The organism is Bacteroides oleiciplenus YIT 12058 (assembly GCF_000315485.1).
Lineage (GTDB): Bacteria > Bacteroidota > Bacteroidia > Bacteroidales > Bacteroidaceae > Bacteroides > Bacteroides oleiciplenus.
The window spans coordinates 1,924,852-1,947,083 of sequence record NZ_JH992940.1 but is presented as its reverse complement, the minus strand read 5'-3'; the positions used below and the strand labels follow the sequence as shown (position 1 = coordinate 1,947,083).

Sequence of the window (22,232 nt, the reverse complement as noted above, 5' to 3'; positions counted from 1 at the left end):
TAGAAATATTGAGTTGCTTGAGCCGTATGAGGGGAAACTCTCACGTACGGTTCTTAGGGGAGAAGGGGGCAGTAATGCCCTTGACTTACCCGATATCAGCAAGCAGGGCGACTTCTTTGTTGAATCACCTATCATCTTGTTAGCCAGCATTATATGGTATTTGAGAATCTACAAGAACGGCAAATATTGCACCTTCCCCCATGCGATAGAATTTCTGAACCGGAAGTATGCCGATATTTTCCCTATCCTGACAAGTTACCCGGAACTGGAGAACTATCTTTCCCCGTTCATGGATGCTTGGGAAAGCTCGGCGGTGGAGCAGTTGCAGGGGCAGATAGCCAGTGCCAAAATCCCGCTTTCCCGCATGATTTCCCCGGCTCTCTACTGGGTGATGACGGCGGATGATTTCACACTCGACATCAACAACCCCGAAGAACCGAAAGTGCTTGTAGTAGGTAACAATCCCGACAGGCAGGGCATATACGGCGCAGCATTGGGACTGTATAACTCTCGTATTGTCAAGCTGATAAACAAAAAGAAACGGCTCAAATCCGCCGTTATCATTGACGAGTTACCAACCATCTACATGCGTGGACTGGATAACCTGATTGCCACCGCCCGAAGCAACAAAGTAGCCGTCATGTTGGGTTTTCAGGACTTTTCGCAGTTGAAGCGTGACTACGGTGATAAAGAGTCCGCCGTGATCTGCAATACAGTCGGCAATGTCTTTGCAGGTCAGGTCGTTGCCGAAACCGCCAAAACGTTAAGTGAACGTTTCGGCAAGGTCTTGCAGAAACGGCAGAACATGACCATCAACCGCAACGAGACTTCCGTTTCCATCAATACCCAGATGGATAGCCTGATTCCGGCATCCAAAATCAGCAACCTGACGCAGGGTATGTTTGTCGGTGCAGTCGCCGATAACTTCGACGAGCGTATCGAACAGAAGATTTTCCATGCCGAGATTGTCGTGGATAACGAGCAGGTCAAGCGGGAAACCGCCCGTTACGTGAAGATACCGCAGATTATCGACTTCACCGACAAGGACGGCAACGACACCATGCAGCAGCAGATTGATGCGAACTACTACCGCATCAAGAACGAGGTCAAGCAGATTGTTGCCGACGAAATCGAGCGTATCAAGGCTGATCCCGAACTCTCGCACCTGATTAAGAACGTGTGATAAAAGAAAAACGGATATTCCGGCCAGACAGATTGCTGGCGGAATATACGTTTTAATAATAATTTATCTCACATTTCCATATATAGTACACTGTTTTGATTGTTAATGTTGAGCGGGGAACGCTGTAAGCGTTATCACGCTTTGTTAACGATTTCTTTTGTCAATTTTAGCTCAAGTAAATCACCAAAAATTTCTTTCATATAACCAATGATACGTTTATTCAATTTTATATTGCTTATATCTACAGTTATAAGGCTATCACTAACTTCTATTTCAAACTTGCCATTAGTCATAATGATTTTTTTTACTTGATTATAACATTGGTCGCCATTACATTCTGCATATAGACCATTTATATCTGCATCAGGGTCATCATCTGTTCTTAATGTGATAGGCTTCTGAAACAGAATATAATTATCTACATCGTATTTGTCGTTTGCAAATCCTACCATGTAATAGTTATCTTTTGAATTTTTGGATGCGTGAGATACATTTGCTTTGAAATTGACTTTTGCCATATTCTTTTTTTGTTATCGTTAATGTGATGCAGCTTGCCGCCGTTAGGTGGCACAGGTGCTTGTTATCAATATTTTCTTCAGTGAGTTACAAATCAACTGTAAAGATGACTGAACAACCTTCTTTTTGAGCATTTTCATAGAAAGATAGAATATCTTCACTCCAACCTAAAAGATAGTTTAAAGTATCATCATTTTTAGGTAATGTGTATTCTTGTTCATCTATTAGTGGACAATTCTTTCGTACAATTTCTTGCAGATTATTTTGATGCAAATAGCTAACTATTTGTATTACATCAGAATGTTTTTTTAGAGTGATGATTTCATCGTCTGTTTCAACTAAGAACTCTCCACCAAATACAATGTTTGTTGGAATAGTATTTTCCTCATTCCACACACCACCACCAAGACAATATTGGATACCTTCCCATGCTTTATCCAACTCACAACCACGAGGCGTTTCCAATAAAGATTCCTCTATTTCTTCTAACATATAATTATATCTTTCTTCCTGTGGCAAGGAACGAAGTTTGTTCAGTTCATCTTCTTTCAAAGCATATAAAACACCTAATCTTGACATAATTTATTCTCCTATTATTTAATTTATTGATAATGGTTAGAAAGGAGCATCGTCAGATGCTATCTTTCGTTGTTAGATACTAAATTTATGGTTTCAAGGACATTGCCCGATACAATATTTTGAACACCACTGAATATATCACTGCCATAATAATAAACAAGATTATCATAATCAGCCCACACTTGTTCTCGTTCATCTAACCATACAGTTAAATAACCGGGATGAATGTCTGCTAAATAGATAACCTTATTGACCTTTAACTTCACAGCCACTTTCTGCATAGCTTCCGGGCTGTATTTCTTTATTTTCTTGACATCAAAATAAAGAATATTAGATTGGTTCAGCTCTAATTTCATGTTATAGAATAGAGCAATCTTGCTTATAATACCGTCATTCAAAGGATAATCAAACTTTGAATAGGATTGTTTCAACTTATCAGCGTAACAATCCGACATCATTTGAAAGTTAAATTCATCCCAATGGTTATGAACAAGTATTTCCTTTATTGCAGTAGGTATATTCATATCTAATTGTATCTAATGGTTTGACAAGAGGCTGCGTTTAGCAGCTATCTTGGCTCGTTAATACTTAGTTATATTTTGCGAAAATCGTTTTTTATATTATTCTAAGAAACAATCTTCAACATTTCCTTTATTATTGAGGTAGCAACATACAGAGTAATCCGGATATAACTTCTCGGATTTGAATGAAATTTTAATCAAAGGCTTACATTCAAAATCAATCAAATCAATGCGCAAGTCCTCATATAAAGATTGGAAGTGTGTTCTTATTTCCTCTTTTGTAATGTTGTCTGCTTGTGAGAATGTAGCTTTGATTATTTTCTCTGATATAGCTTTTTTTATCTCAGAAACTTTTTTCTCTGTCAATTTTGCAATCCATTCATTTATGTAAGAATGGATTTTATCATCTTCGTTTATCTCAATATTTATCAACTGACTATGTAATGCTACTTTTCCTGTTACTATGTTTCCTAAAAGTTGTCCACCTATTATGACATCCAATTTATACGGAACACCTTGTTCTTTCGTATTTATGATATTTAGTTTCTTGAAAATATCGTCCAATACAATTTGGCTTTTAGCAATGAAGAAAAGTGACACATCATCTTTCATAAAAGTGATTGCATCATAATGCTTACTTAACCGTAACGTATAGAGAGGGAACTCCTTTACTCTTATCAATTCAGGAAACATTTCTCTAACAGTATAATAATTCAGTCCAAATAATTTAGTTTTATAAACATATTTACACTGAACAGACATCCATTTCACCAGTTCAATTAATAAAAGGAAAGATGAATTTGCATAACAAATATCGTCTGCTATATATATAGGCGGTTCTTCTTTTTGCTCATCTTCCTTTTTTATCAGATAGATAACCTCATTATCCAATGAAAAAGAAAATTCAAATCCGATTTCTGTTTGTTTCATATTCATAAAATCTTTAAGATGAAGATTATTTATCATCCAAAGATTTTTAGGATTATGCAGATGTATATCTGATACTGCTTTTATCCCAATTATGTGAATCAAACGATTTATAATGTTCGCAAAATTGTTCATTTCCATGCTTAAATATTGTCGAGCAGGGAACGGTTTGCCGTTATCCTGCGTTGTTAATAATCTGTTATCCCATTCTCTCAAACTCTCCGATTGATTGGGCAATGATTTCAATGTACGGTACGGTTTTTAGAATTTGGATATTATCATCAGTTTCAGTGCCGCCTAATACCAATGCTGGGACATATCCCAAACATTCATCTAATTGTGGCAGACCAACTTTATCTTTAATTTCAGCATAACGTTCCACCTTAAACCATGCTTTTAAAGTACTTTCATTGAATACACATTTATTGAGAAGCAGTGCAATGTTGCTGCTCAGGTTTTTGAATGTTCCGTATCTGACATTTATATAAATGACGTAATCCCCGATAATGGAATGATTCACGAAGGCGAAAATATCCCCGAAAGCTGTTACCATAAATGGCAAAGCGGTCTTATAGAATGAATCCGAGTTATATTCATCTGCAAAGTCCTGAAATTCTTCGGGGTTGATAATTCGGAACAGTCCGTCACAAAACATTCCTAAACCAGCCTCTTTCCAAAGGGCAATCAGGTTTTCCGGAGCAATATCAGCATATTTTGCAATGAAAGCATCATCAACTGTCTGTCTGATGCAATCTGTATTTCTTTCTAAAAATTTTTCGTACATATCGTTGTAGTTTTATGACTATTAATGGTTTGACAAGGAGCTGCGTTTAGCAGCTAACTTGGCTTGTTACCAATATAATTTATAGGGAAACAGATAGCCATTTTTGCTTCCATGAAGAATATCTTTTCTTAGAATCCAAAAGCCATTTGCCTTTTTTAAACAAGAATATGTATTGCTTCTTTTCCTGCATAGGCACTTCTCTGTATGTGTGAACTACAATTCTGTCCTTTCCTTCTTCTACAATATCGGTTATTTTCTCTTCATCAATATCATATTCATAAGAACCTTCATTGCCATAAGATATAGTAGTAGGTCTGCTATTCTTGCGTTCACGAGAAGTGCAGTAGTTCAAAAAGATTTTTGATACCAATTCTTTTTGCTTGTTAAATTGTTCTTCAAATGAAAGTTCATTCTGCTTTGCAATATCATTACACATCACTTCCCACTCGTGCATATTCTGCATGAATTGAAGCAATAAATTCTGTATAGTTTCTTTTAGTTCTGTTTCCATATCTGTTCTATATTATTGGTAATGGGGTTCAGCTAACTGCGTTTAGCAGTTTAGGTGATTGTTACCTGCTATTCGTATTTCCAACAGGTTATTTTTTTAGGATTTTCTATGTTGTAGCTTAAAGCAACTCCTTTATCATCAAAGAGTTCTATAATTTGTTCTCCCTTGTTTATATTCAACGTATCAATAATTCTCTTTTCTTTTAGTAAGTAAATTGATATTTGATTTCTTTTCATAAAATTGACATTATTAAGATACATTAATTCCTCATTTTCAGAAATCCAAAATTTACGATATTCGGCGTCAAGTATGATCTCATTCGTGAGATTCGGTTGATTCGCTGAAATTGTAATAATCTTATTTGTTGGCACAATGTGTTCATGCGTATTTGACGTTGCTTCTACAATTTTGCCCAAATGAAAATAAAATGTACCGGAGTTACCTTTCCATGCTGAATAATATATATCTGTTCTGATAATTTCCTCTAATTTATTTTCCATCAAATAATACTTCAAGACCGTTCCCGTTTTGGGACAAAAAATCAGGAAAGTATCGGGAGTTTCTCCTTGAATGATACCTTTACAGGATTTAAGTTTTTTCTTTATTCCTTTTTCTGTCAGATAATTATACACACATAGATAATCACTATTGTAATTCATCAACAAAAGAGAATCTTTATTATTTGAGGAAATATAATCACTGTACCGCTGTATGCCTTTATCAAACTTTTTTATAATGGATAAGTTTATTCTGTCTATTTGAAATATTTTGTTGTCGGATACGGCAAACATATTCCTTCCATCAGAATTAAAATACAGACACCTTACAATATTTTTTATTGATACAGAATTTAATTCTTTTCTGTCAGAGAAAGAGAGTTGGCGCAATTTTATGGAAAGGAAAGCCGATCCCCAGCCATCGGAAAGATAAAATCTATTTTTGTCAAAAGGATCAATAATAGGCTTTAATCCACCATAGGCTCCATTTTTCAGTTCAATCGTCCAAGCTTCTTTTATTTTCATTTCTTCTAATATTTTTAATTGCAGGTAATGGCACGGAAATATGCACCGTTTAGGTGCTTTATTTTCATGTTAGTAATATTTATTCATCCTTTTGCTCCTCTAAGAAATCATTTATCCATTCTTTAACTCCCTCGTCAATATCCTTTTGCAAGGCTTCTTCTAATATCATAATGCCTTCTGCCTTTTCAGTATTATCAAGCGTATTCAAGTATCTGTTCACCATCCAGACATTATATTCTGTTGGTTCTCTACGAACCGAATCGTATAAAAGAGGAACATAAACTTCATTGGCAAACCTCTCTAAATAACGTACAATATTGCCCGGATTACCAAAGTTGAAAAAAGGGAACCTTTCAAGCAACTTGAACAATGGTTCTATTAAGGTATTGTCCTGTATTATCAGGTCTGACTCAACCTTTTGCAAATCCTCTTGCGATTGCAGGTTTGCATTATTGATTTTTGAAATGATTTCGTTCGTATTCATAACTTTAATTCTACTAATCTATTACTAATGGGATGCAGCTTGCCACCGTTAGGTGGCACAGGTGCTTGTTAGCATCATATTTAACTATTAGCAGAAAGCGACATCACCCGTTCCCACCTCAATAATATCGTATTTGCCATCGTTGACCTTTATCTTAATGCCACAACCATGTTCAACATCAAATTCAACTCTGAAACCCAGTCCAAATAGTTCGTCTGCATTTTGTTCAAATAAGACAAAAATGCACATCAATTCTATGTCTTGTAAGTGTGCATCAATCTTATAGGTATCTTTAGACCATGATATGATTGAATTGCAAACTGCACTATACCACTGCGAAATATTGTTGACAAAATAGGCTATTTTTTCTTTATACTCATCGGTCAGTTTTTCTACTGACGCTTCCAAATCGTCTAAAATACAGAGCCTGATTTCTTTATTAAGGTATTCTGAAAATACCCCCATTTCAAAATTATCATCAAATTTTATTTCAGTCGCTTTCATATATTTATTGTTTTTTAGTTTCGTTGATGCTAATGGTTTAGCGGGGAACGCTGTAAGCGTTAGCCCGGTTCGTTATCATCATTTTTATTATCACTATGTTGTTGGCTGTATATACTTATATTCGTTACAAATCCAAAATGCAACAGGATATCAAGTATATTCACTGGCTTTGAGTCGAAATTTATTTTCCATTGGTACATGTAATCAGTGATTAAGTCACTTTCGTCCCATAAATTATGCCCCTTACATTTGACATGAATTGTGCTGTTTTCGTATGTACAGTTATCAATTAAGAATTGTTTTCCGGGTTCAGGATAAACCAAAGAGAAATAATTTCTATATTTATTATAGCTTACAACGATTCGTTTGCCTGTCAATTCATTTTCCAACGATAGGTGCAGTTCATTTCTTTCTGCAAGAAAATCAAAACTATCGTATTCATTATTGAAAACTACTCCATATTCATTTATATATTTAATATAGTTAGCGATAAGCATAGCAATATCAAAAGAAGAATAATGCACTTCAAAGTGGGTATCTTGATTTTTATAAAAAGAATCAAACGAGAAACATTTTTCGTTTATGGCTATATTCTTTATAGGCACTAAATGTTCGTCAGAATATGGAGTTTCGTCTATCATAATTTGACCTTGTAGCAGACGAAAAACAACACTGCCAAAATTTATGTCAATCCATTTCCGTTTAGAATTGTATTTGACACCTAAAACTGATATTTTCTTCTTTATGACTTTCATTTTCAAGAAAATTGATGATAATGGTTTGGTGAGGAACAGCGTTTAGCTGTTATCTCGACCTTGTTACCGATTGTTTAACTTTTTTGTATATATCTCTATCATATCTATCTTTATAAATCAGACCTTTCTTGTGAATAATAAATTTGTAAACTATTCTTCTTTTAATAGCCTTTTGCTTATCATCTTCCCAACCTCCACCAACAAAATGCAACACTTGTCCGGGATAGCGTTCTTGAACACTTGGCGGATATAATGTTGGGACAGTTTCACAAACGATTGTATCCTGTTTGATTTCCCATTTTCCTGTATGATAAGTAACACTATTAATATCCCATTCATCTCGTATTTCCATAAATTCAAATGTACCATCTGTTTTTAATTTTAGAGTTGCATCGGATGTTACATAAAAATCATAATACGATTTTTTCTTTCTATGTTTATAAATGCCTGCCAAACCAGAACGGTTTATTCCATATTTGATTGGCAGATGAGTTGTTTTATATTGCTGCTCAAAGTACCATTCTTTACATGATTTTGGAAAGCTCCATACATGTATATGCTGTTGTGTAGTATCTTTTGCAACGAACTCAACAGAGTAGCTGTAAGGAGAAGCCAAAGTTTCCAATACCAAAGTATCACCACGCATACATCGGATAAAGAACTCCGGACGGTCCAGTCCTACAATATGGCTACCGGAGTTAGGATTATTCTTTACATGGAGAATAAACCCAATATTGTGTAATATTCCGTCATTTACGATTTTCCCATGAAAGACAATAGAATCAGGCATTGCTTGTCCCATTATTGTCTGAAATAAGAACATCAGTATTATGGTATAAAATATCTTCATCACTATGCTATTATCGGTAATGGTTTGGTGAGGAACAGCGTTTAGCTGTTATCTTGACCTTGTTAGCAATATTATTATCAAATTACTGATATATATTTAATATCAATTCCTTTTAGTTCTTCTATATTGACTTTTCGACACGCTTCCAAATTCAACTGCTCTAAATTATACAAATGTAAAATTGTTGGTTTTAGCTTTGTGAGAGCTGTACATCTTTGCAAAAAAAGCGTTTTTAGATTAACACAATTTTCCAAACCTTCGATTGAAGTAAAGGAAGCTCCAATAATACGTAAATACTGTAGACTAATTGTATTTTCTAAAAATGTAAGATTATCTGTCTTTACTCCGCTTAATAGAAGCCTCTTTAATTGATGAAGCATTTCCCAGCCATAGATTTTTGTATCATAGCCAATATTGATATTCTCTAATAATGGGAAGAAAGATAAATCAAAATCAAAATTATTACTCACTTTCCAACGGAAGTCTTTCAACTTTGATAGATGATAAATTCCTGTAACATCCGACTTTTTGGAAAGAGAAACAATCCAATGAAACGTTTGTATAAAATCTCGTTTCTCCAAAAAATCAAAGTTTACAACTCTTTTTTCATCTTTCTCAGAGCGGACAAAAACATTTTTAATATTATTTTTTTGAGCATAGTCAAGACCTTCTTCCAGATAGTCAAAATCTATCGTTATGCCCTTAAAATTGGCAAAATCACTATAATCTACTTTGTATTTTTCCATAAATATAATTTTTCAATATTGCTAATGGTTTGCAGCTAATCGACATTTTGGCGATTGAGGTGCGTGTTAGATACATAATTCATAATCAAAAGGAAGATTATCAATTAAGTTTTCATTTATTTTTGATAGTTCATTTTTCAATTTGGCTTTATCTTCATTTGTGTACCTATCTGATTTTTCATACTGTCTAAAAAGAAAAGCTAATTGTAGCCATTGTGAAAAATCAATTTCCATACATTTGAAATTTTCTTCACACATACACTCTTTATCATGGTCGTAGAAGAAAACTTTTCCTTTAGTATCGAACAACCATAAATCTCCTTGTCCGTCAGTACCCAATATCCACCACTCGCTAATTTCGCTATCACTTGTCCCTTGTACCCAATAACTAATATCTGAAAACTCTTTATTTTCTTGATATGCTTCTTGCATGTTATAAAGAATATAATCAGCACTAATTTCGGTTGTTTGAATGCCGGTTACAATATCCTTGTACAACTCTTGAAACACAAATGATACAGATTTAGGAATACCATACTTATTGTTTGAACGAGGTAAAGCTGTTCTTATCTGTTTGATTGTTTTTATTTCAAATGAACTATCTTTTTTCATATTCACATTGTATCTAATGGCACGGAAATATGCACCGTTTAGGTGCTTAATTTAATGGCACGGAAATATGCACCGTTTAGGTGCTTAATTTAATGGCACGGAAATATGCACCGTTTAGGTGCTTAATTTTCATGTTCAAGACAGTTTTATCCGTCTTGCCTTGTTACATATTATATAGAACTTCAATTTTTAACTGCTGTTTCCGGCAGAAAGAGGTGTAAAGTTCACGCTTACACCTTCCTTGTTTTATTACTGCTCTTATCTGTATTTCATTCATTTTTTGTTCTCCTTTCTTCTGTTTTATGGGATTTTTCTGTATTTGTTCACGGCAGGGCATAGCTATCCCATGTTGCTATCATGCCGCTTTTCGTCTGTGTATGTCGCAATGCTCCAATACAACCGTATATGTTGTGCCGCCACTTGCTACCGTTGTGTGACTGTAAACTCTCATTTGTCCGCAGCACTCGCAGAAATACGGGTTTTCATACTCGCTTTCTTCCTGCTGCAATTTGGCTTCCTCAATCTCGCTTTCATCCCGTCCGAAGTATTCTTCCGGCAAATTACCTTTGTTGGAGTAGAAGCCGTAATACCTCACGATGCGGAAGTAACGCAAGGGAACGTGTTGCAACAATCGGGGGAAGAACTCACGATAGTGCAATGTCAGTTCCTTTTCTACCGGATTTCTTCTGTCGGGTGAGTTCAGGTAGTCACGATAGCGGAATGAAATGTTTTCACCATCCATTGCCGTAATTTTATACTCGCTCAAACACGCTCTTTTGGAATATCTGCCTACATATTGTATCACCTGCTCCGGCATTTGTATCGGCGGCTCCAAATGCACAATCCAATCCTTTTTGTTCGCCACCTTTTTGATGAAGCCCATAAACTCCATGCGGTCACGGAAATCATGTTCCAGTCTGCCCGCATCGAACAGTTCTATCAACGCATTTTCAAACTTGTAGCGGAACACCTTGCAGATAGATGGGATATGTACATAGTCACGTTCGGGAATGACAATCTTTCCGTTGCTGTCAATACCGCCCCACGACATAATCATGTGCGTGTGTACATGAAGCTGCTTTGTTTCCCCATAGGTATGCAGCACGGCAATCACTCCGGTTTTCAAGCCGAACTTGTGCTGCATCCAGTCCTTAACGGTTTCTGCCGATGTGCGCATCAGGATATTCAATATTTCTTTCTTGTTGTGCTTCACCAAATCCAGTAATATATGCGGCAAGGTCATAACCACATGGCGGTGTGGCACTCGCAGCAATTTGTCTTTCATCCGTCCCGCCCATTTCAGCGTATCACGCCAACCGCATGACGGACAGAAACGGTTTTTGCAGCTATGGTAGATTTCCCGTACTTCGCCACATTCGGGACAAGCATAAGTATCTATGCCTAAAGCTGCTGTACGGCATACACGGATAGCGTTCACCGCCTTGTACTGTTCGGGGGTGATATACTCCGCCGGGTGCTGTGCATACTCGTCCCACCACTGATTGAAGAAGTCGGATAAACGGTGCTTTTTCGCTTGGCAACCGTCTGTGTATATGTCGTTTAACAAATCTATCATACTCGTGTCGTTATTTCCGTTGTTTTTGCTACTTCGCTGTAAACTACTGATTCATAGTTGTTTTAATTGTCTTGAATTATTCAATAACCACACCCTATGGTGTAGTTCCTAATCTCTAATAACCACACCTACGAATGTTGTTTCCCCAAAGATAAAATAAAGCTATGGAAAAACGAACGACTGTTCGATTTTTATTTTCAAAATCAGTAAAAAATGAAAAAAAATGCTTTTAATAGTCAGGAAACAGATGTAATTCAGATTTTGCCAAATATCAACTACGACAAACCTGCGAACCGGATGACAAGTAGCGACACCCCACCACAAACTTGCTAATTATCAATGCTTTCCCCTATATATTTACGTCCGGTTTCCACTGAAACCGTTAGTATTCACTATTAAAAATTTAAGTTTATGGACGAAAGACCGGACAACAGCGAACAACTGATGGATATTCTTCTTGTCATGGATCAGGAGAAAAAGACCATCCAAGCCGTCAGCGGAGTAAAGGACGGAGAGTTACAAACCAAGAACCCGTTAGAGGACAACAACGACCTGCTACGGGTAGATCGCCACGGAGATATGTTCTCCAACTTCTTTTCCAATCTTTGGAACCAGTTGAAAGATCCCACCCGTTTCCATTTCTTCCGTGTGCCGGAAGAAGATGTGCAACGGGTAGCGGCAGATTTCCAGCAGACCGTGCAGAACCCCACGCCCGAAGGACAGGCACGCATGGCACAGTACGAGGTACAACATCCCGCACAGGCACAACAACAGGGCGAGCAACAGGCGCAGCCTGCCGCCGGGCAGCAGCAACAACAGCCGACAGACGCACCGCAGCAAGGGCAGGCACAGCAACAGCCGCAGTACAAGTACGACGTGGAAAAGATAGATTGGAACTCGCTCGCCAATCTCGGCATCAAACGTGAACAGATCGAGCAGAACGGTATGCTCGACCAGATGCTACGGGGCTTCCAGACCGACAAGACCGTCCGGGTATATTTCAATCTTGATTCGATCTCCCATGCCAACGACAGCCAGCTTTCCTTGCGTGAAGCTCCCGACGGCAGGGTAGTCGTTTGCAGCCACGGTATTCTCGATCCCCAAAAGTTGCAGCAGCAATTCTTCGGGCATACCTTCACGAAGGAAGATAGCGACGCTATCAAGACCGCCGGGAACGTGGGGCGCATTGTCGAACTCACCAACCGGGCAGGCGAGAAAGTCCCGTCCCTCGTCAGCCGTAACCAGAAAACGAACGAACTGGCATCCTTCCCGGCTGACAAGGTGCGCATCCCGGCGGAAAAGAACGGGCATACCTTCACCCCCGACGAGGTGGCACGGCTGAAAAAGGGCGAAGCTGTGATATGTAAATTCCAGACCAAAGCCAAAGAAGGGCAGAAGCCCAAAACCTACGAAGCCCCCGTCCAGTTCAACGCCGCCAAGATGCAACTCGAACTACTCTTCAACGACCGGGCTAAACTGGCGATGGACGCACACAAGGAGTTACAGAAACAGACCGCCAATCAGGAAGTCCCCAAGACCTTCCGCAAACAGGAACTCACCGAAAAGTCGCAAACGGAACTTGCGGGCGGCGGCACGGTCAAAGTTTCCGGCTTGAAAGACAAGAACGGCAAACCTTATCAGGGGTACATCACATGGCAGCCCGGACAGAAATACCCCGCCTTCATGTTCCCCAAGGATTACAAGACCGCACTCGAAGAGGGACGTGTCAAACCCGCCGTCGAGAACGAGGTACAGGTAGCCGTCAATTCCGAGGGCAAGACCAACGAAGCCACCAAGAGCCTGAAAGAAGCCTTGCAGTCCGCACAAACCCGCCCCACCGGAGAGCAGAAGGAGCAGCAAGACCGCAAGCAGGAACAGAAAGAGGGCAAGAAAGAAGATAAGAAACAGGAGCAGCAACAGGACAAGCCCAAACCCCGGCAGCGCAAAAGTCCCCGCCTCTGATACCCGTCTTATCCGGTAAGATGATCACAAGTAACTATCCGAGGTGTCCCGTCCCCAAGTGACGGGACACTTTTTGTCAAACCATTAAAAACTAAAGAAATATGATTACAGCAATTATTGCCGAGAAACCTTCCGTTGCGAAGGACATAGCAAACGTGTTGAATGTTCGCCAGCGTCACGATGGCTACCTTTCAGGCAACGACTACCTCGTTACCTGGGCGTTCGGCCATCTCGTCCAGCTTGCCATGCCCGATGCTTACGGGTTCTCCGGCTTCCGCCGTGAAAACCTTCCCATCATCCCGCAGGAGTTCAAGTTCATACCCCGCCAGATACGGGAAGGCAAAGAGTACAAATCCGATCCCGGCGTACTCAAACAACTAAAGGTCATTAACGAAGTTTTCGCCCAGTCCGACCGGATCATCGTGGCAACCGATGCGGGTCGTGAAGGCGAAGGAATCTTCCGCTATATTTACAACTACCTCGGTTGCCGCAAGCCTTTCGTCCGCTTGTGGATTTCCTCGCTGACCGACCGTGCCATCCGTGACGGGCTGGATAAGCTCAAACCCGGCAGCGATTACGATAACCTCTACCGTGCCGCTGAAGCCCGTGCCATCGCCGATTATTTAGTCGGCATCAACAGCACACAGGCACTTTCCATCGCCGCCGGACAGGGAATTTTCTCACTCGGACGGGTGCAGACACCCACCTTGATGATGATTTGCTCCCGGTATCTGGAGAACAGGAATTTCACTCCGCAGACCTACTACCAGCTAAAGGTCACGGCGGAAAAGGACGGCACGCCCTTCTCCGCCATCTCCGAACACAAGTACGAAACCCTTCCGGCAGCAACCACCGCCCTTAGTGCCGTTACCGCCACAGGCACGGTCACCGTTGCCGATGTGCAGCGCAAGGAAGTGAACCAAGAACCGCCGCTGCTCTACGACCTCACCACGTTACAGAAGGAAGCCAACAGCAAGCTCGGCTTTTCAGCGGACAAAACCCTTTCCATAGCGCAGTCGCTATACGAGAAAAAGGTACTTAGCTACCCCCGTACCGGCTCCCGCTTTATCTCCGACGATGTTTTCGACGAAATCCCGTCCCGCATCGCCCTTTTGGAGCAATACCCCGCTTTCTCCGCCTGCGCCGCCACCCTGAAAGGGACGGCACTCAACCGCCGCAGCGTGGATGCTGGGAAAGTCACCGATCACCATGCCCTGATTATCACCGAATGTCTGCCCGGCGAACTGCCGGAGGACGAACGCAAGGTGTACGATATGGTCGCCGCCCGCCTGCTCGAATCCTTCTCCGCCCGTTGCGTAAAGGACGTTACCACCGTCCGTTTCACCGCAGCGGGTAGCGACTTTAGCACCAAAGGGACAGTTATCAAGTCCGCCGGATGGCGTGCCGTCCGTGGCGAGAAGGACGAGGAAGAAGAATCCGCCGCCCTTCCGCCTTTGCAGCCCGGCGAAACCTTCCCCCTGCAATCGGCGGAGAACGTGGAGAAACAGACCAAGCCCCGTCCCCTGCACACCGAGAGCAGCCTGCTTTCGGCTATGGAGAGTTGCGGCAGGGAGTTGCAGGAAACCGAACTGCGGGACAGCCTGAAAGACATCGGTATCGGCACGCCCGCCACCCGTGCGTCCATTATCGAAACCCTGTTTTCCCGTGACTACGTGCGCCGTGACAAGAAGAACCTTGTCCCGACCGAGAAAGGTCTGGCGGTGTACCATACCGTAAAGGGCAAACGCATTGCCGATGTCGAAATGACCGGGCAATGGGAAACCGCCCTTGCCCGCATCGAAACGGGCGAAATGGACGCAGCCACGTTCCGCAAGGGAATCGAAGTCTATACCGCCCAGATTACCGAAGAACTTTTGCAGGTGCAGGTATCGGTTACGGACGGTGAACGCATCCCTTGCCCCAAATGCCAGTCCGGGCGCATCCTCTTCTATCCGAAAGTCGCCAAGTGCAGCAACGTCGATTGTGGCGTTACCATCTTCCGCAACAAGGGCGGGAAAGAGCTTACCGACAATCAGATTACCGACCTTGTAACCAAAGGCAAAACGTCCCTAATCAAAGGCTTTAAGAACAAGGACGGCAAAACCTTCGATGCGCACGTTACCTTTGATAAGGATTTCCACACCGTGTACGAGTTCCCGCCCCGCACGGACAAGGCAAAAGGAAAGGGCGGCAGACGATGAACGGCTGGTTATCCGTGGAAGAAGCCGCCCGTATCTGTGGAACGGACGTGCAGCGCATCACCCTCTGGATGAACGGCAACCACATCGCTTTTGCCCGTTTCGATACCGTCCTGATGATAGACAGCGCATCCCTTTTCGCCCTTTTCGAGCGTAACCGGGTAGATACCATCTATGACGATGTACAGCAGAAGAAAAAGAGGGGCAGACCGGGTAAGCACAGTGAGTTGCTGAATACCCCGTTGGATAGGCTCGGCTTCTCGCAGCGTGTCGTCAAGGCTTGTCGGGAACTTAGCATTTTTACAACTGAACATTTGCTGATCCACCTGAAAAGGTATCGCCTTTCCCGGCTGTACTGTGTTCGTAATTTCGGCAGTCAGTCCGGCACTGAAATTCTCCGTTGGCTGCACCGTAACGAACTCATAGACGACGGCGGATCACGGGATTTCCGGGTATTATACCCTTAATCCCATATTACACCTTTGCCAGTCGGTCACTCCGAAAGGACGGTTTTCCCCTTTTCCGTGACCGGATGGCAGACGTTCAGGGCAGCAATACCCCGAACGCCTTTAATCTCAAATAAAAAAGAATAAAATGGAAATTCAGAACAATATCTTTAGCTATGCAACCTTGCTTAAACAAGTCAAGGCACGTGTAGCACTCGCCCAGAAAAAGGCTATCTACGCAGCCAATGAAGAAATGCTTACCATGTATTGGGACATTGGCAAACTGCTATCCGAAAGTCAGAAGCAAATCGGTTGGGGCAACAATGCCCTCGAACGGTTATCCAAAGATTTAAAGAATGATTATCCGAAGGTAAAAGGCTTTTCATCACGTAATTGCAGGTGTATGATTCAGTTCTATAAAGAATATAATCAGGAACTTACAATTTGGCAACGAGCCGTTGCCAAATTAGAAACACCGGATATTATTCTTCCGATCAAGCAACTAAGCTGGTCGCACAATATCGCTTTGGTACAAAAGGTAAAAGACCATAAAGCCCGGTATTGGTACATGATACAGTGTATAAGAAACGGGTGGACTCGTGATTTCTTAGTCGAAGCCATCAATCAGGACTACTACAATATTCACGGCGCACTGGCAAACAATTTCGATGCCACCCTTCCCGAAATACAAGCCAAGCAGGTGAAAGAAACCTTGAAAGATCCTTATATTTTCGATATGCTGACTTTTACCGACGAGTACGACGAACGGGACGTGGAATTAGGTTTGATTAAACATATAGAGAAGTTCCTTCTCCAGATGGGGGCAGGTTTCGCTTTCATGGGCAGGCAGTACCACATCGAAGTTTCGGAAAAGGATTTTTATATCGACATCCTCATGTACAATGCCTTTATGCACCGATATTTAGTTGTGGAGTTGAAGCGGGGGGAGTTCCAGCCCGAATATATCGGCAAGCTGAATTTTTACTGTTCGGCAGTGGACGATATTCTTTGCCGGGAAGGGGATAACCAGACAATAGGCTTGCTGCTTTGTCAGAACAAAGACCGCATTATGGCTGAATACGCTTTGCGTGATGTACACAAGCCTATCGGTATTTCAGACTACGAATTAGGCAGGGCATTACCTAAAGATATTAAATCCGGGTTGCCTTCCATTGAAGAATTGGAGAATAAACTTAGTCGGGAGTTACAGGATAGTGAAGATACGATTTGAATTTAGGCAACAGTGATGCCTAAATTCAACAAGAAAAGTGCGACACTGTTGCACTTTTCTTTCGTATATCTGAATTTGTGCATCACTGATGCACAAATTACACCCTTCCATACACCGTCCTTACCTTCTCGCCGTCCAGTACCTTACAAGACCGTACCACCCATGCCGCACCGTCCTTCACCGTACCCGGCAAAGCCTTTTCATCACCGCCCGTAATTTCCGGCAATGTAATCACCACGATTTCATCTGCCAGCCCGCTATTCAGCAGCACAGCCGCAATTCCTTCGCCGTAGGCGACCATCGCCCCGTCACCCGCAGCTTTCATCCGTGAGAGTTCCGCTACGGCATCCCCCGTGATGAACTGCACATTTTGTTTTTCCGTCAGGTTACAATCAGCTTGCGCCACTACAAAAGTTTCTTTTTCCGTCAGCGGCCAGCCGAGGTGATTCATAAATACATCCAGATAAGTTTCTTCATCCAAGAGCAGGCAATCGGCTTTCAGAACAGCATCGTCCACCTGTTTGTCGGCACGGGCGGCGCACCCATCAATGGTTTGGTACACATACAAAGTAATCTGTTTCATAACACTTTTCTTTTTATTGGTTATGCCCGCCAACTACCATAAAAAACAGCGTGAATTACGCTATTCCGGTACGAGGTACTGGCATACCTAAGAAACGAAACAGGCAAGACACGCTGTATGTGCATACAACATGTGCATTGCGCCGTAATCCCGTTTCTTAGTGAAAAGTGCCAGTTTTCGTACCGAGACGTTCAGCGAACGTACAATCTATATAATCAAAACCCGCTTGCGTTCAAGCCGGGCAATGAACTTTCATATTTTCATCTGCAAATATAGTGCAAACCTGCCGAACTACAAAAGAATAGCCCTGCCTTATCTCACGACAAAGCAGGGCAACCGTTCACTCTTCGCTTACGCCTAAGTGCAGGGTGAACGTGGGGTTATAGTCTGTTTATACTTTCATCCGCTTGTTTTTCTTTCCGGTTTTTTCCTTTCCATCACTGCATCGAATCGGTTACGGATAAACTCATGTACATCTTTTGCCCGGTAGAATACCTTCCCGCTGATCGTGAAGTAGGGCAACAGTCCCATAGCCCGGTATCGCTGCAACGTCCGTATGCCGACTTTCAGCAGCAGGCACAAGTCCTGATTATCCAGCACCTCTTCACCGTCCAGTTGGCTGTTCTTTTTCAGCACCCTTTCCAGCAGCTTTTCGGTCGTGTCGAACCGCTGCATGATCCGCTGCATCCAGCCTTCAAACTCTTCCCTGTCCGTGTACATAGTAATCCCCTTCCTTTTCGACGATTTCCTTCTCACGCATATAGCGGATATATCCCTTTGCCGTCCGTTCCTTCACTTCCAGCATTTCCTGTATCAGTTCGCACAGTTCGATGTAGCCGTACTTCTCCTGCCGGGTGAACGCTTCCCGTGCCATTTCCGCCAGTTCCTTCTCCTTGCGCTTCTCCTTCTCCGCACGGGGCTTTTCGCCCACGTACACGGGCATACCCATCTGTTTGTCCCAGCGGAACTGCATGATAGGAATATCCAGCGGGCTGCCGTCACGCACTTTCAATGCTTTCACTACCGAGATTTCCGGGTTATCGTCCTTCTCTATCGAGAGGATAGCCGCCGATTTGCGCTGTAACTCGCTGCCCAAGTGCCCCCTTAACTTCAACCCGTTCGGGACAAAATGCACCACGGCGGCGATGCACGTGCGGTAAATCCCTGCCAGTCGGTAAATCTCGTCTATCAACGCCACGCTTTCCCCCTCGTCATTGGCGCAGCGTATCAAGTCCGCCACCCCGTCAATCACCACCAGATGAATACCCCCGTGCAGGTAATGGTACTTATCCATGCTCTGCATGATAGCCGTCAGCCGCTCGCTCCGTGACATTCCCGTCAGGCAGTACACGTGCAGGTAGGGCGGCATCTTCTCCCGTCCGGCACGCCGCAACAGCCGCCCCGTGTTCTTGTACAGTTGTTGCTCGCTCTGCTCCGTATCGTAGAGCAGCACCGCACGCCCTTTCCGGTTCGGCTCTACCCGAACCCCTAACAGGTCAGTATCCGTTTCCTTCTCCTGAATCGCCCCGGCGACCAATGCCACCGTATAATTACTCTTTCCCGTGCCTTCCCCGCCCGTGATGCAGAGGATGTTCTCTTCCGAACCCAGCGGCACGTCCCCGGCGGTCACGATGGCGACCGCCTGCTGTGGCGGGTGGTCGTAGTCGATCTCACAGGATTTCAGCACCGCCATTGTGTCACCGTACAGGCTATCCAGCATTTTAAGGAACAGCTTCACGAACTCGTCCCGTGTTCGTCCCGCCTTGAAGTAGTCCGACACGTCCTTGTCCGTCTTTTCACCCGTCAGCGGCAGCACCAGCCGTTTCACCCCGTACTCCGTTAGCTGCTGTCGGTGCTTCTCGGAGCTTTCCAGCCCTATCTTATCCACATCGTACAGCAGAACGATATGTTTGAACCGATACACCAGCTTCCGTATGATCTTTGCAGGTATCACCGATGTTTCCGAATTGAAACAGATCGCATGGAATCCGTGCGCCGCCAGCGTCAGCACGTCCTTTTCCCCGCCCGTCAGGAACAGCGTGTCACCTTTGGGCGGCAACTCTTCCAGCCCGAAACAATAGTTGTCACCCGTATGACCGCCGTACACGAACCGTACTTCCGATTTCGGGCGGTACACCTTCACGCCCCATTTCCCTACGTACCCGAACATCGGTTCTATGGTTGTGGACGTGAAACCAAACGCTTTCCCGTCTTTCGTTTCGCTCCGGTACTCCTTCAACGACTGCACCCCGCATCGGTTCAGCACCGCTTCCGTGATCCCGTACCCAGCCCAATACTCCAGTTCTTTTTCCGTGAACGGCTGCTGCACCGTCCGGTACGGGCGTGGCTTGTGTTCCGGCTCTGCCACCTGTTCTTCCGTCCCGGTCGGCTCTGCCGTTCCGTTTCCTTTCATCCCGTTTCCTTCCGCCAACGGAACAACCCGCATGGCAGCCTGCCGTTCCCGTACCGTTTCCGGCGGCACATCCTCGCTGATACCCAGACACAGCTCACGGTCTATGGTTTCCAGTATCTCCACGAAGTCGGCGGCGTTCTTGCAGTCCAGCCCCTTGATTTTCGCCACGATAAAGAAACAGTCGCCCGAAAAGTCCCCGTTCCCGAAGTCCTTCATCCTGTACGTCCCGCTACGGCGGTCATAATACACGTTGCACGAAGCCTTGCTGTCCTCGTACAGCGGGTTCAGGAAATTCCTGCCTACCCGCCACTTCACGGGCAGGTAGTGGCGGAACACGTCCAGCCCGTTACTCGTCCTTGCCAGTATTTCCTCTTTTCTTACCATACAGCTTGTATTTACGTTCATGCAAAGGGTGTTGTTCAATCATCCGGTCGATCTGCTTGTCGGGTGTTTCCCGCATCCACCGTTCCCGGAACTGTTCCACGTCCGTGCGGCGGTAGCGGATTTTCTTCCCGCAGATGGAGAAGGCGATAATCCGGTTCGTGCGGTAACGTTGCAAGGTGCGGGGACTGATTTCGAGATATTCGCACACCTCGCTGCCCGTCATCCACTTGCCCGTCGTCCGGCTGTTCTTCTCTTCCTGTCCCTGCTGCCCGTCCAGTTCCCTTTGCCGGGACTCTTCCACGTATGCCGCTATCCCGTCTATCTTCTCCACGAGGGCGGCAAACGCTTTGCTTTCGATTGTTATTACTTCCATAATCTGTTGAATTTTAGATTTATGGTCGCAAATGTCCGCCTATTCGATTATTTTTCTTTTCACGTCCGTACCACCTTGCCAAAGATTTTTTCCGGCACGAAAAAAGCCGCCGGAGAGCCTTTTCTTCGCTTCTTCCGGCGGCTGCAAGCCGCTTGTCACTGGTTAGGGTTCGATAAAGTCGCTTTTAGCAGCTTGCTACGAACTTGGTAATCCTATCATTGGTTTCTAATAAGTTAGCTATCCGTTTCGTCCATCCGTTTCAGCAGTTGTTCGATTATTTGGTCAAGATACACCGTCCGGCTGTTCTTCCGGTTACGCATGGCGATAAACGTGTGGTACACGTCGCCCAGATCAATATGGAACGTCCGTTCAAATGCCGTCACGATGTCGATAATGTCCGCTTTCCCGTTATCCACGCTTCCCACCGCATGGATGCCGTATATCAGTTCCACCGCCGCCGCTTTCTTGTCCGTCCAGTACAGTTTCTTTCCCGATAGCGGCTCGCCGTCCGCAGGCTCACGCATCCGCCTTGTCAGGAAGGCTAACAGCAGTTCCACCGCAATCAGCCGGGCGACCAGTCGGTCATACCCTGTGGAGAACTCCGCTTCCGGCTCGAACAGAAAAGTGTCCGTTTCCGGGCTTATCTCTGTTTGTCCCCGTTTGAAGTAGAAACTGTCCCGGTACGTAGCCCCGCTACGGTAATACTGGAAAAAGGAAAGGCTGCGTTCAAAGACCGTTTTCAGTTTCTCAATCTCACCTTGGTAATAACCTACGGCAAGTTCATAGTTTGGCGGTCGGTTACTTTCAATCTGGTATAGCTTGTAGAAGTACAGCAACCGTCCGAGTATCAGCGGTTTTTGGTACTTAAAAAATCGGATTTCCTCTGCGTCGTCCTTAAACTCACGGGACAACGCAAAGTTTTTCAGTTCAATCATTTTGCCTTTCAGGTAATTCATCATTTCACGGCAGCCCGGAATAATGTTTTCCCCTTCCAGATTGACCGTCCCCGTATAACGGTCAATCTCCTGTAATAATGTACTGAAGTACGTTTCGATCATAAATTATGCCTTTT

At 43.5% G+C, this 22,232-nt stretch carries 24 protein-coding genes; 5 read left to right on the top strand and 19 right to left on the bottom strand.

The genetic code is table 11. The annotated features are described in order from the left end of the window. On the top strand, positions 1-1,183 hold a 1,183-nt coding region (locus tag HMPREF9447_RS08260), incomplete at its 5' end, for a TraM recognition domain-containing protein (RefSeq protein WP_009129250.1). A gap of 134 nt (positions 1,184-1,317) precedes the next feature. On the opposite strand, the gene HMPREF9447_RS08255 is transcribed toward HMPREF9447_RS08260, so the two are convergent. The 14 genes from HMPREF9447_RS08255 to HMPREF9447_RS08190 form a co-directional block, all read right to left on the bottom strand. Next, positions 1,318-1,701, bottom strand: a complete 384-nt coding sequence (locus tag HMPREF9447_RS08255) for an Imm10 family immunity protein (protein WP_009129249.1) — start codon at positions 1,699-1,701, stop codon at positions 1,318-1,320. An 85-nt stretch (positions 1,702-1,786) separates the two neighbouring features. Further along, positions 1,787-2,278: a YfbM family protein gene (locus tag HMPREF9447_RS08250; protein ID WP_009129248.1), complete on the bottom strand. Its 492-nt coding sequence runs from the start codon at positions 2,276-2,278 to the stop codon at positions 1,787-1,789. A 59-nt stretch (positions 2,279-2,337) separates the two neighbouring features. After that, positions 2,338-2,802, bottom strand: a complete 465-nt coding sequence (locus HMPREF9447_RS08245; RefSeq protein WP_009129247.1) for a hypothetical protein — start codon at positions 2,800-2,802, stop codon at positions 2,338-2,340. Positions 2,803-2,898: 96 nt separating this feature from the next. Beyond that, positions 2,899-3,729 (bottom strand): hypothetical protein, encoded by an 831-nt coding sequence (locus HMPREF9447_RS08240; protein ID WP_244267587.1) that lies wholly within the window; start codon positions 3,727-3,729, stop codon positions 2,899-2,901. 196 nt (positions 3,730-3,925) lie between these two features. Beyond that, positions 3,926-4,510, bottom strand: a complete 585-nt coding sequence (locus HMPREF9447_RS08235; RefSeq protein ID WP_009129245.1) for a GAD-like domain-containing protein — start codon at positions 4,508-4,510, stop codon at positions 3,926-3,928. 79 nt (positions 4,511-4,589) lie between these two features. After that, the gene (locus HMPREF9447_RS08230; protein WP_009129244.1) at positions 4,590-5,021 is read right to left on the bottom strand and encodes an NTF2 fold immunity protein; all 432 of its coding nucleotides are present in this window, start codon (positions 5,019-5,021) and stop codon (positions 4,590-4,592) included. Between the two features lie 68 nt (positions 5,022-5,089). Next, entirely contained in the window at positions 5,090-6,043 is a 954-nt protein-coding gene (locus HMPREF9447_RS08225; protein WP_009129243.1) for a hypothetical protein, read from the bottom strand. A 79-nt stretch (positions 6,044-6,122) separates the two neighbouring features. Next, positions 6,123-6,527, bottom strand: coding sequence for a hypothetical protein (locus tag HMPREF9447_RS08220; RefSeq protein ID WP_009129242.1), 405 nt, complete (start codon positions 6,525-6,527; stop codon positions 6,123-6,125). A gap of 87 nt (positions 6,528-6,614) precedes the next feature. Continuing rightward, positions 6,615-7,031 carry a hypothetical protein gene (locus HMPREF9447_RS08215; protein ID WP_009129241.1) on the bottom strand — a complete coding sequence of 139 codons (417 nt, stop codon included), beginning with the start codon at positions 7,029-7,031 and terminating at the stop codon, positions 6,615-6,617. 59 nt (positions 7,032-7,090) lie between these two features. Continuing rightward, the gene (locus HMPREF9447_RS08210; protein ID WP_009129240.1) at positions 7,091-7,786 is read right to left on the bottom strand and encodes a hypothetical protein; all 696 of its coding nucleotides are present in this window, start codon (positions 7,784-7,786) and stop codon (positions 7,091-7,093) included. 49 nt (positions 7,787-7,835) lie between these two features. Beyond that, positions 7,836-8,636 carry a hypothetical protein gene (locus HMPREF9447_RS08205; protein WP_044137588.1) on the bottom strand — a complete coding sequence of 267 codons (801 nt, stop codon included), beginning with the start codon at positions 8,634-8,636 and terminating at the stop codon, positions 7,836-7,838. A gap of 77 nt (positions 8,637-8,713) precedes the next feature. Next, positions 8,714-9,382, bottom strand: a complete 669-nt coding sequence (locus HMPREF9447_RS08200) for a hypothetical protein (RefSeq protein ID WP_009129238.1) — start codon at positions 9,380-9,382, stop codon at positions 8,714-8,716. A gap of 66 nt (positions 9,383-9,448) precedes the next feature. After that, positions 9,449-9,994, bottom strand: a complete 546-nt coding sequence (locus tag HMPREF9447_RS08195; protein WP_009129237.1) for a hypothetical protein — start codon at positions 9,992-9,994, stop codon at positions 9,449-9,451. A gap of 355 nt (positions 9,995-10,349) precedes the next feature. Beyond that, positions 10,350-11,570, bottom strand: a complete 1,221-nt coding sequence (locus HMPREF9447_RS08190) for an IS91 family transposase (RefSeq protein ID WP_009129236.1) — start codon at positions 11,568-11,570, stop codon at positions 10,350-10,352. Positions 11,571-11,981: 411 nt separating this feature from the next. Between HMPREF9447_RS08190 and HMPREF9447_RS08185 the strand changes: the two genes are divergently transcribed. From HMPREF9447_RS08185 to HMPREF9447_RS08170, 4 genes are all read left to right on the top strand, one after another. Next, positions 11,982-13,532 carry a DUF4099 domain-containing protein gene (locus tag HMPREF9447_RS08185; RefSeq protein ID WP_009129235.1) on the top strand — a complete coding sequence of 517 codons (1,551 nt, stop codon included), beginning with the start codon at positions 11,982-11,984 and terminating at the stop codon, positions 13,530-13,532. Between the two features lie 101 nt (positions 13,533-13,633). Continuing rightward, positions 13,634-15,733 carry a type IA DNA topoisomerase gene (topB, locus tag HMPREF9447_RS08180; RefSeq protein ID WP_009129234.1) on the top strand — a complete coding sequence of 700 codons (2,100 nt, stop codon included), beginning with the start codon at positions 13,634-13,636 and terminating at the stop codon, positions 15,731-15,733. Next, positions 15,730-16,197 (top strand): helix-turn-helix domain-containing protein, encoded by a 468-nt coding sequence (locus tag HMPREF9447_RS08175; protein WP_009129233.1) that lies wholly within the window; start codon positions 15,730-15,732, stop codon positions 16,195-16,197. Before topB ends, HMPREF9447_RS08175 begins: the two co-directional genes overlap by 4 nt. Before the next feature lie 127 nt (positions 16,198-16,324). Beyond that, on the top strand, positions 16,325-17,407 hold the full coding sequence (locus HMPREF9447_RS08170) for a PDDEXK nuclease domain-containing protein (protein WP_009129232.1): 1,083 nt from the start codon (positions 16,325-16,327) through the stop codon (positions 17,405-17,407). A 97-nt stretch (positions 17,408-17,504) separates the two neighbouring features. Here the strand turns inward: HMPREF9447_RS08170 and HMPREF9447_RS08165 are convergent, their stop codons facing one another. From HMPREF9447_RS08165 to HMPREF9447_RS08140, 5 genes are all read right to left on the bottom strand, one after another. After that, on the bottom strand, positions 17,505-17,990 hold the full coding sequence (locus HMPREF9447_RS08165) for a dihydrofolate reductase family protein (protein WP_009129231.1): 486 nt from the start codon (positions 17,988-17,990) through the stop codon (positions 17,505-17,507). Positions 17,991-18,389: 399 nt separating this feature from the next. Next, on the bottom strand, positions 18,390-18,710 hold the full coding sequence (locus HMPREF9447_RS08155) for a helix-turn-helix domain-containing protein (protein WP_009129230.1): 321 nt from the start codon (positions 18,708-18,710) through the stop codon (positions 18,390-18,392). Then, positions 18,685-20,787 (bottom strand): bifunctional DNA primase/helicase, encoded by a 2,103-nt coding sequence (locus tag HMPREF9447_RS08150; RefSeq protein WP_009129229.1) that lies wholly within the window; start codon positions 20,785-20,787, stop codon positions 18,685-18,687. The genes HMPREF9447_RS08155 and HMPREF9447_RS08150 overlap by 26 nt, the downstream gene beginning before the upstream one ends. Then, positions 20,750-21,160 carry a helix-turn-helix domain-containing protein gene (locus HMPREF9447_RS08145; protein ID WP_009129228.1) on the bottom strand — a complete coding sequence of 137 codons (411 nt, stop codon included), beginning with the start codon at positions 21,158-21,160 and terminating at the stop codon, positions 20,750-20,752. The genes HMPREF9447_RS08150 and HMPREF9447_RS08145 overlap by 38 nt, the downstream gene beginning before the upstream one ends. A 233-nt stretch (positions 21,161-21,393) precedes the next feature. Continuing rightward, positions 21,394-22,218 (bottom strand): RteC domain-containing protein, encoded by an 825-nt coding sequence (locus HMPREF9447_RS08140; protein ID WP_009129227.1) that lies wholly within the window; start codon positions 22,216-22,218, stop codon positions 21,394-21,396. Positions 22,219-22,232: the final 14 nt, after the last annotated feature.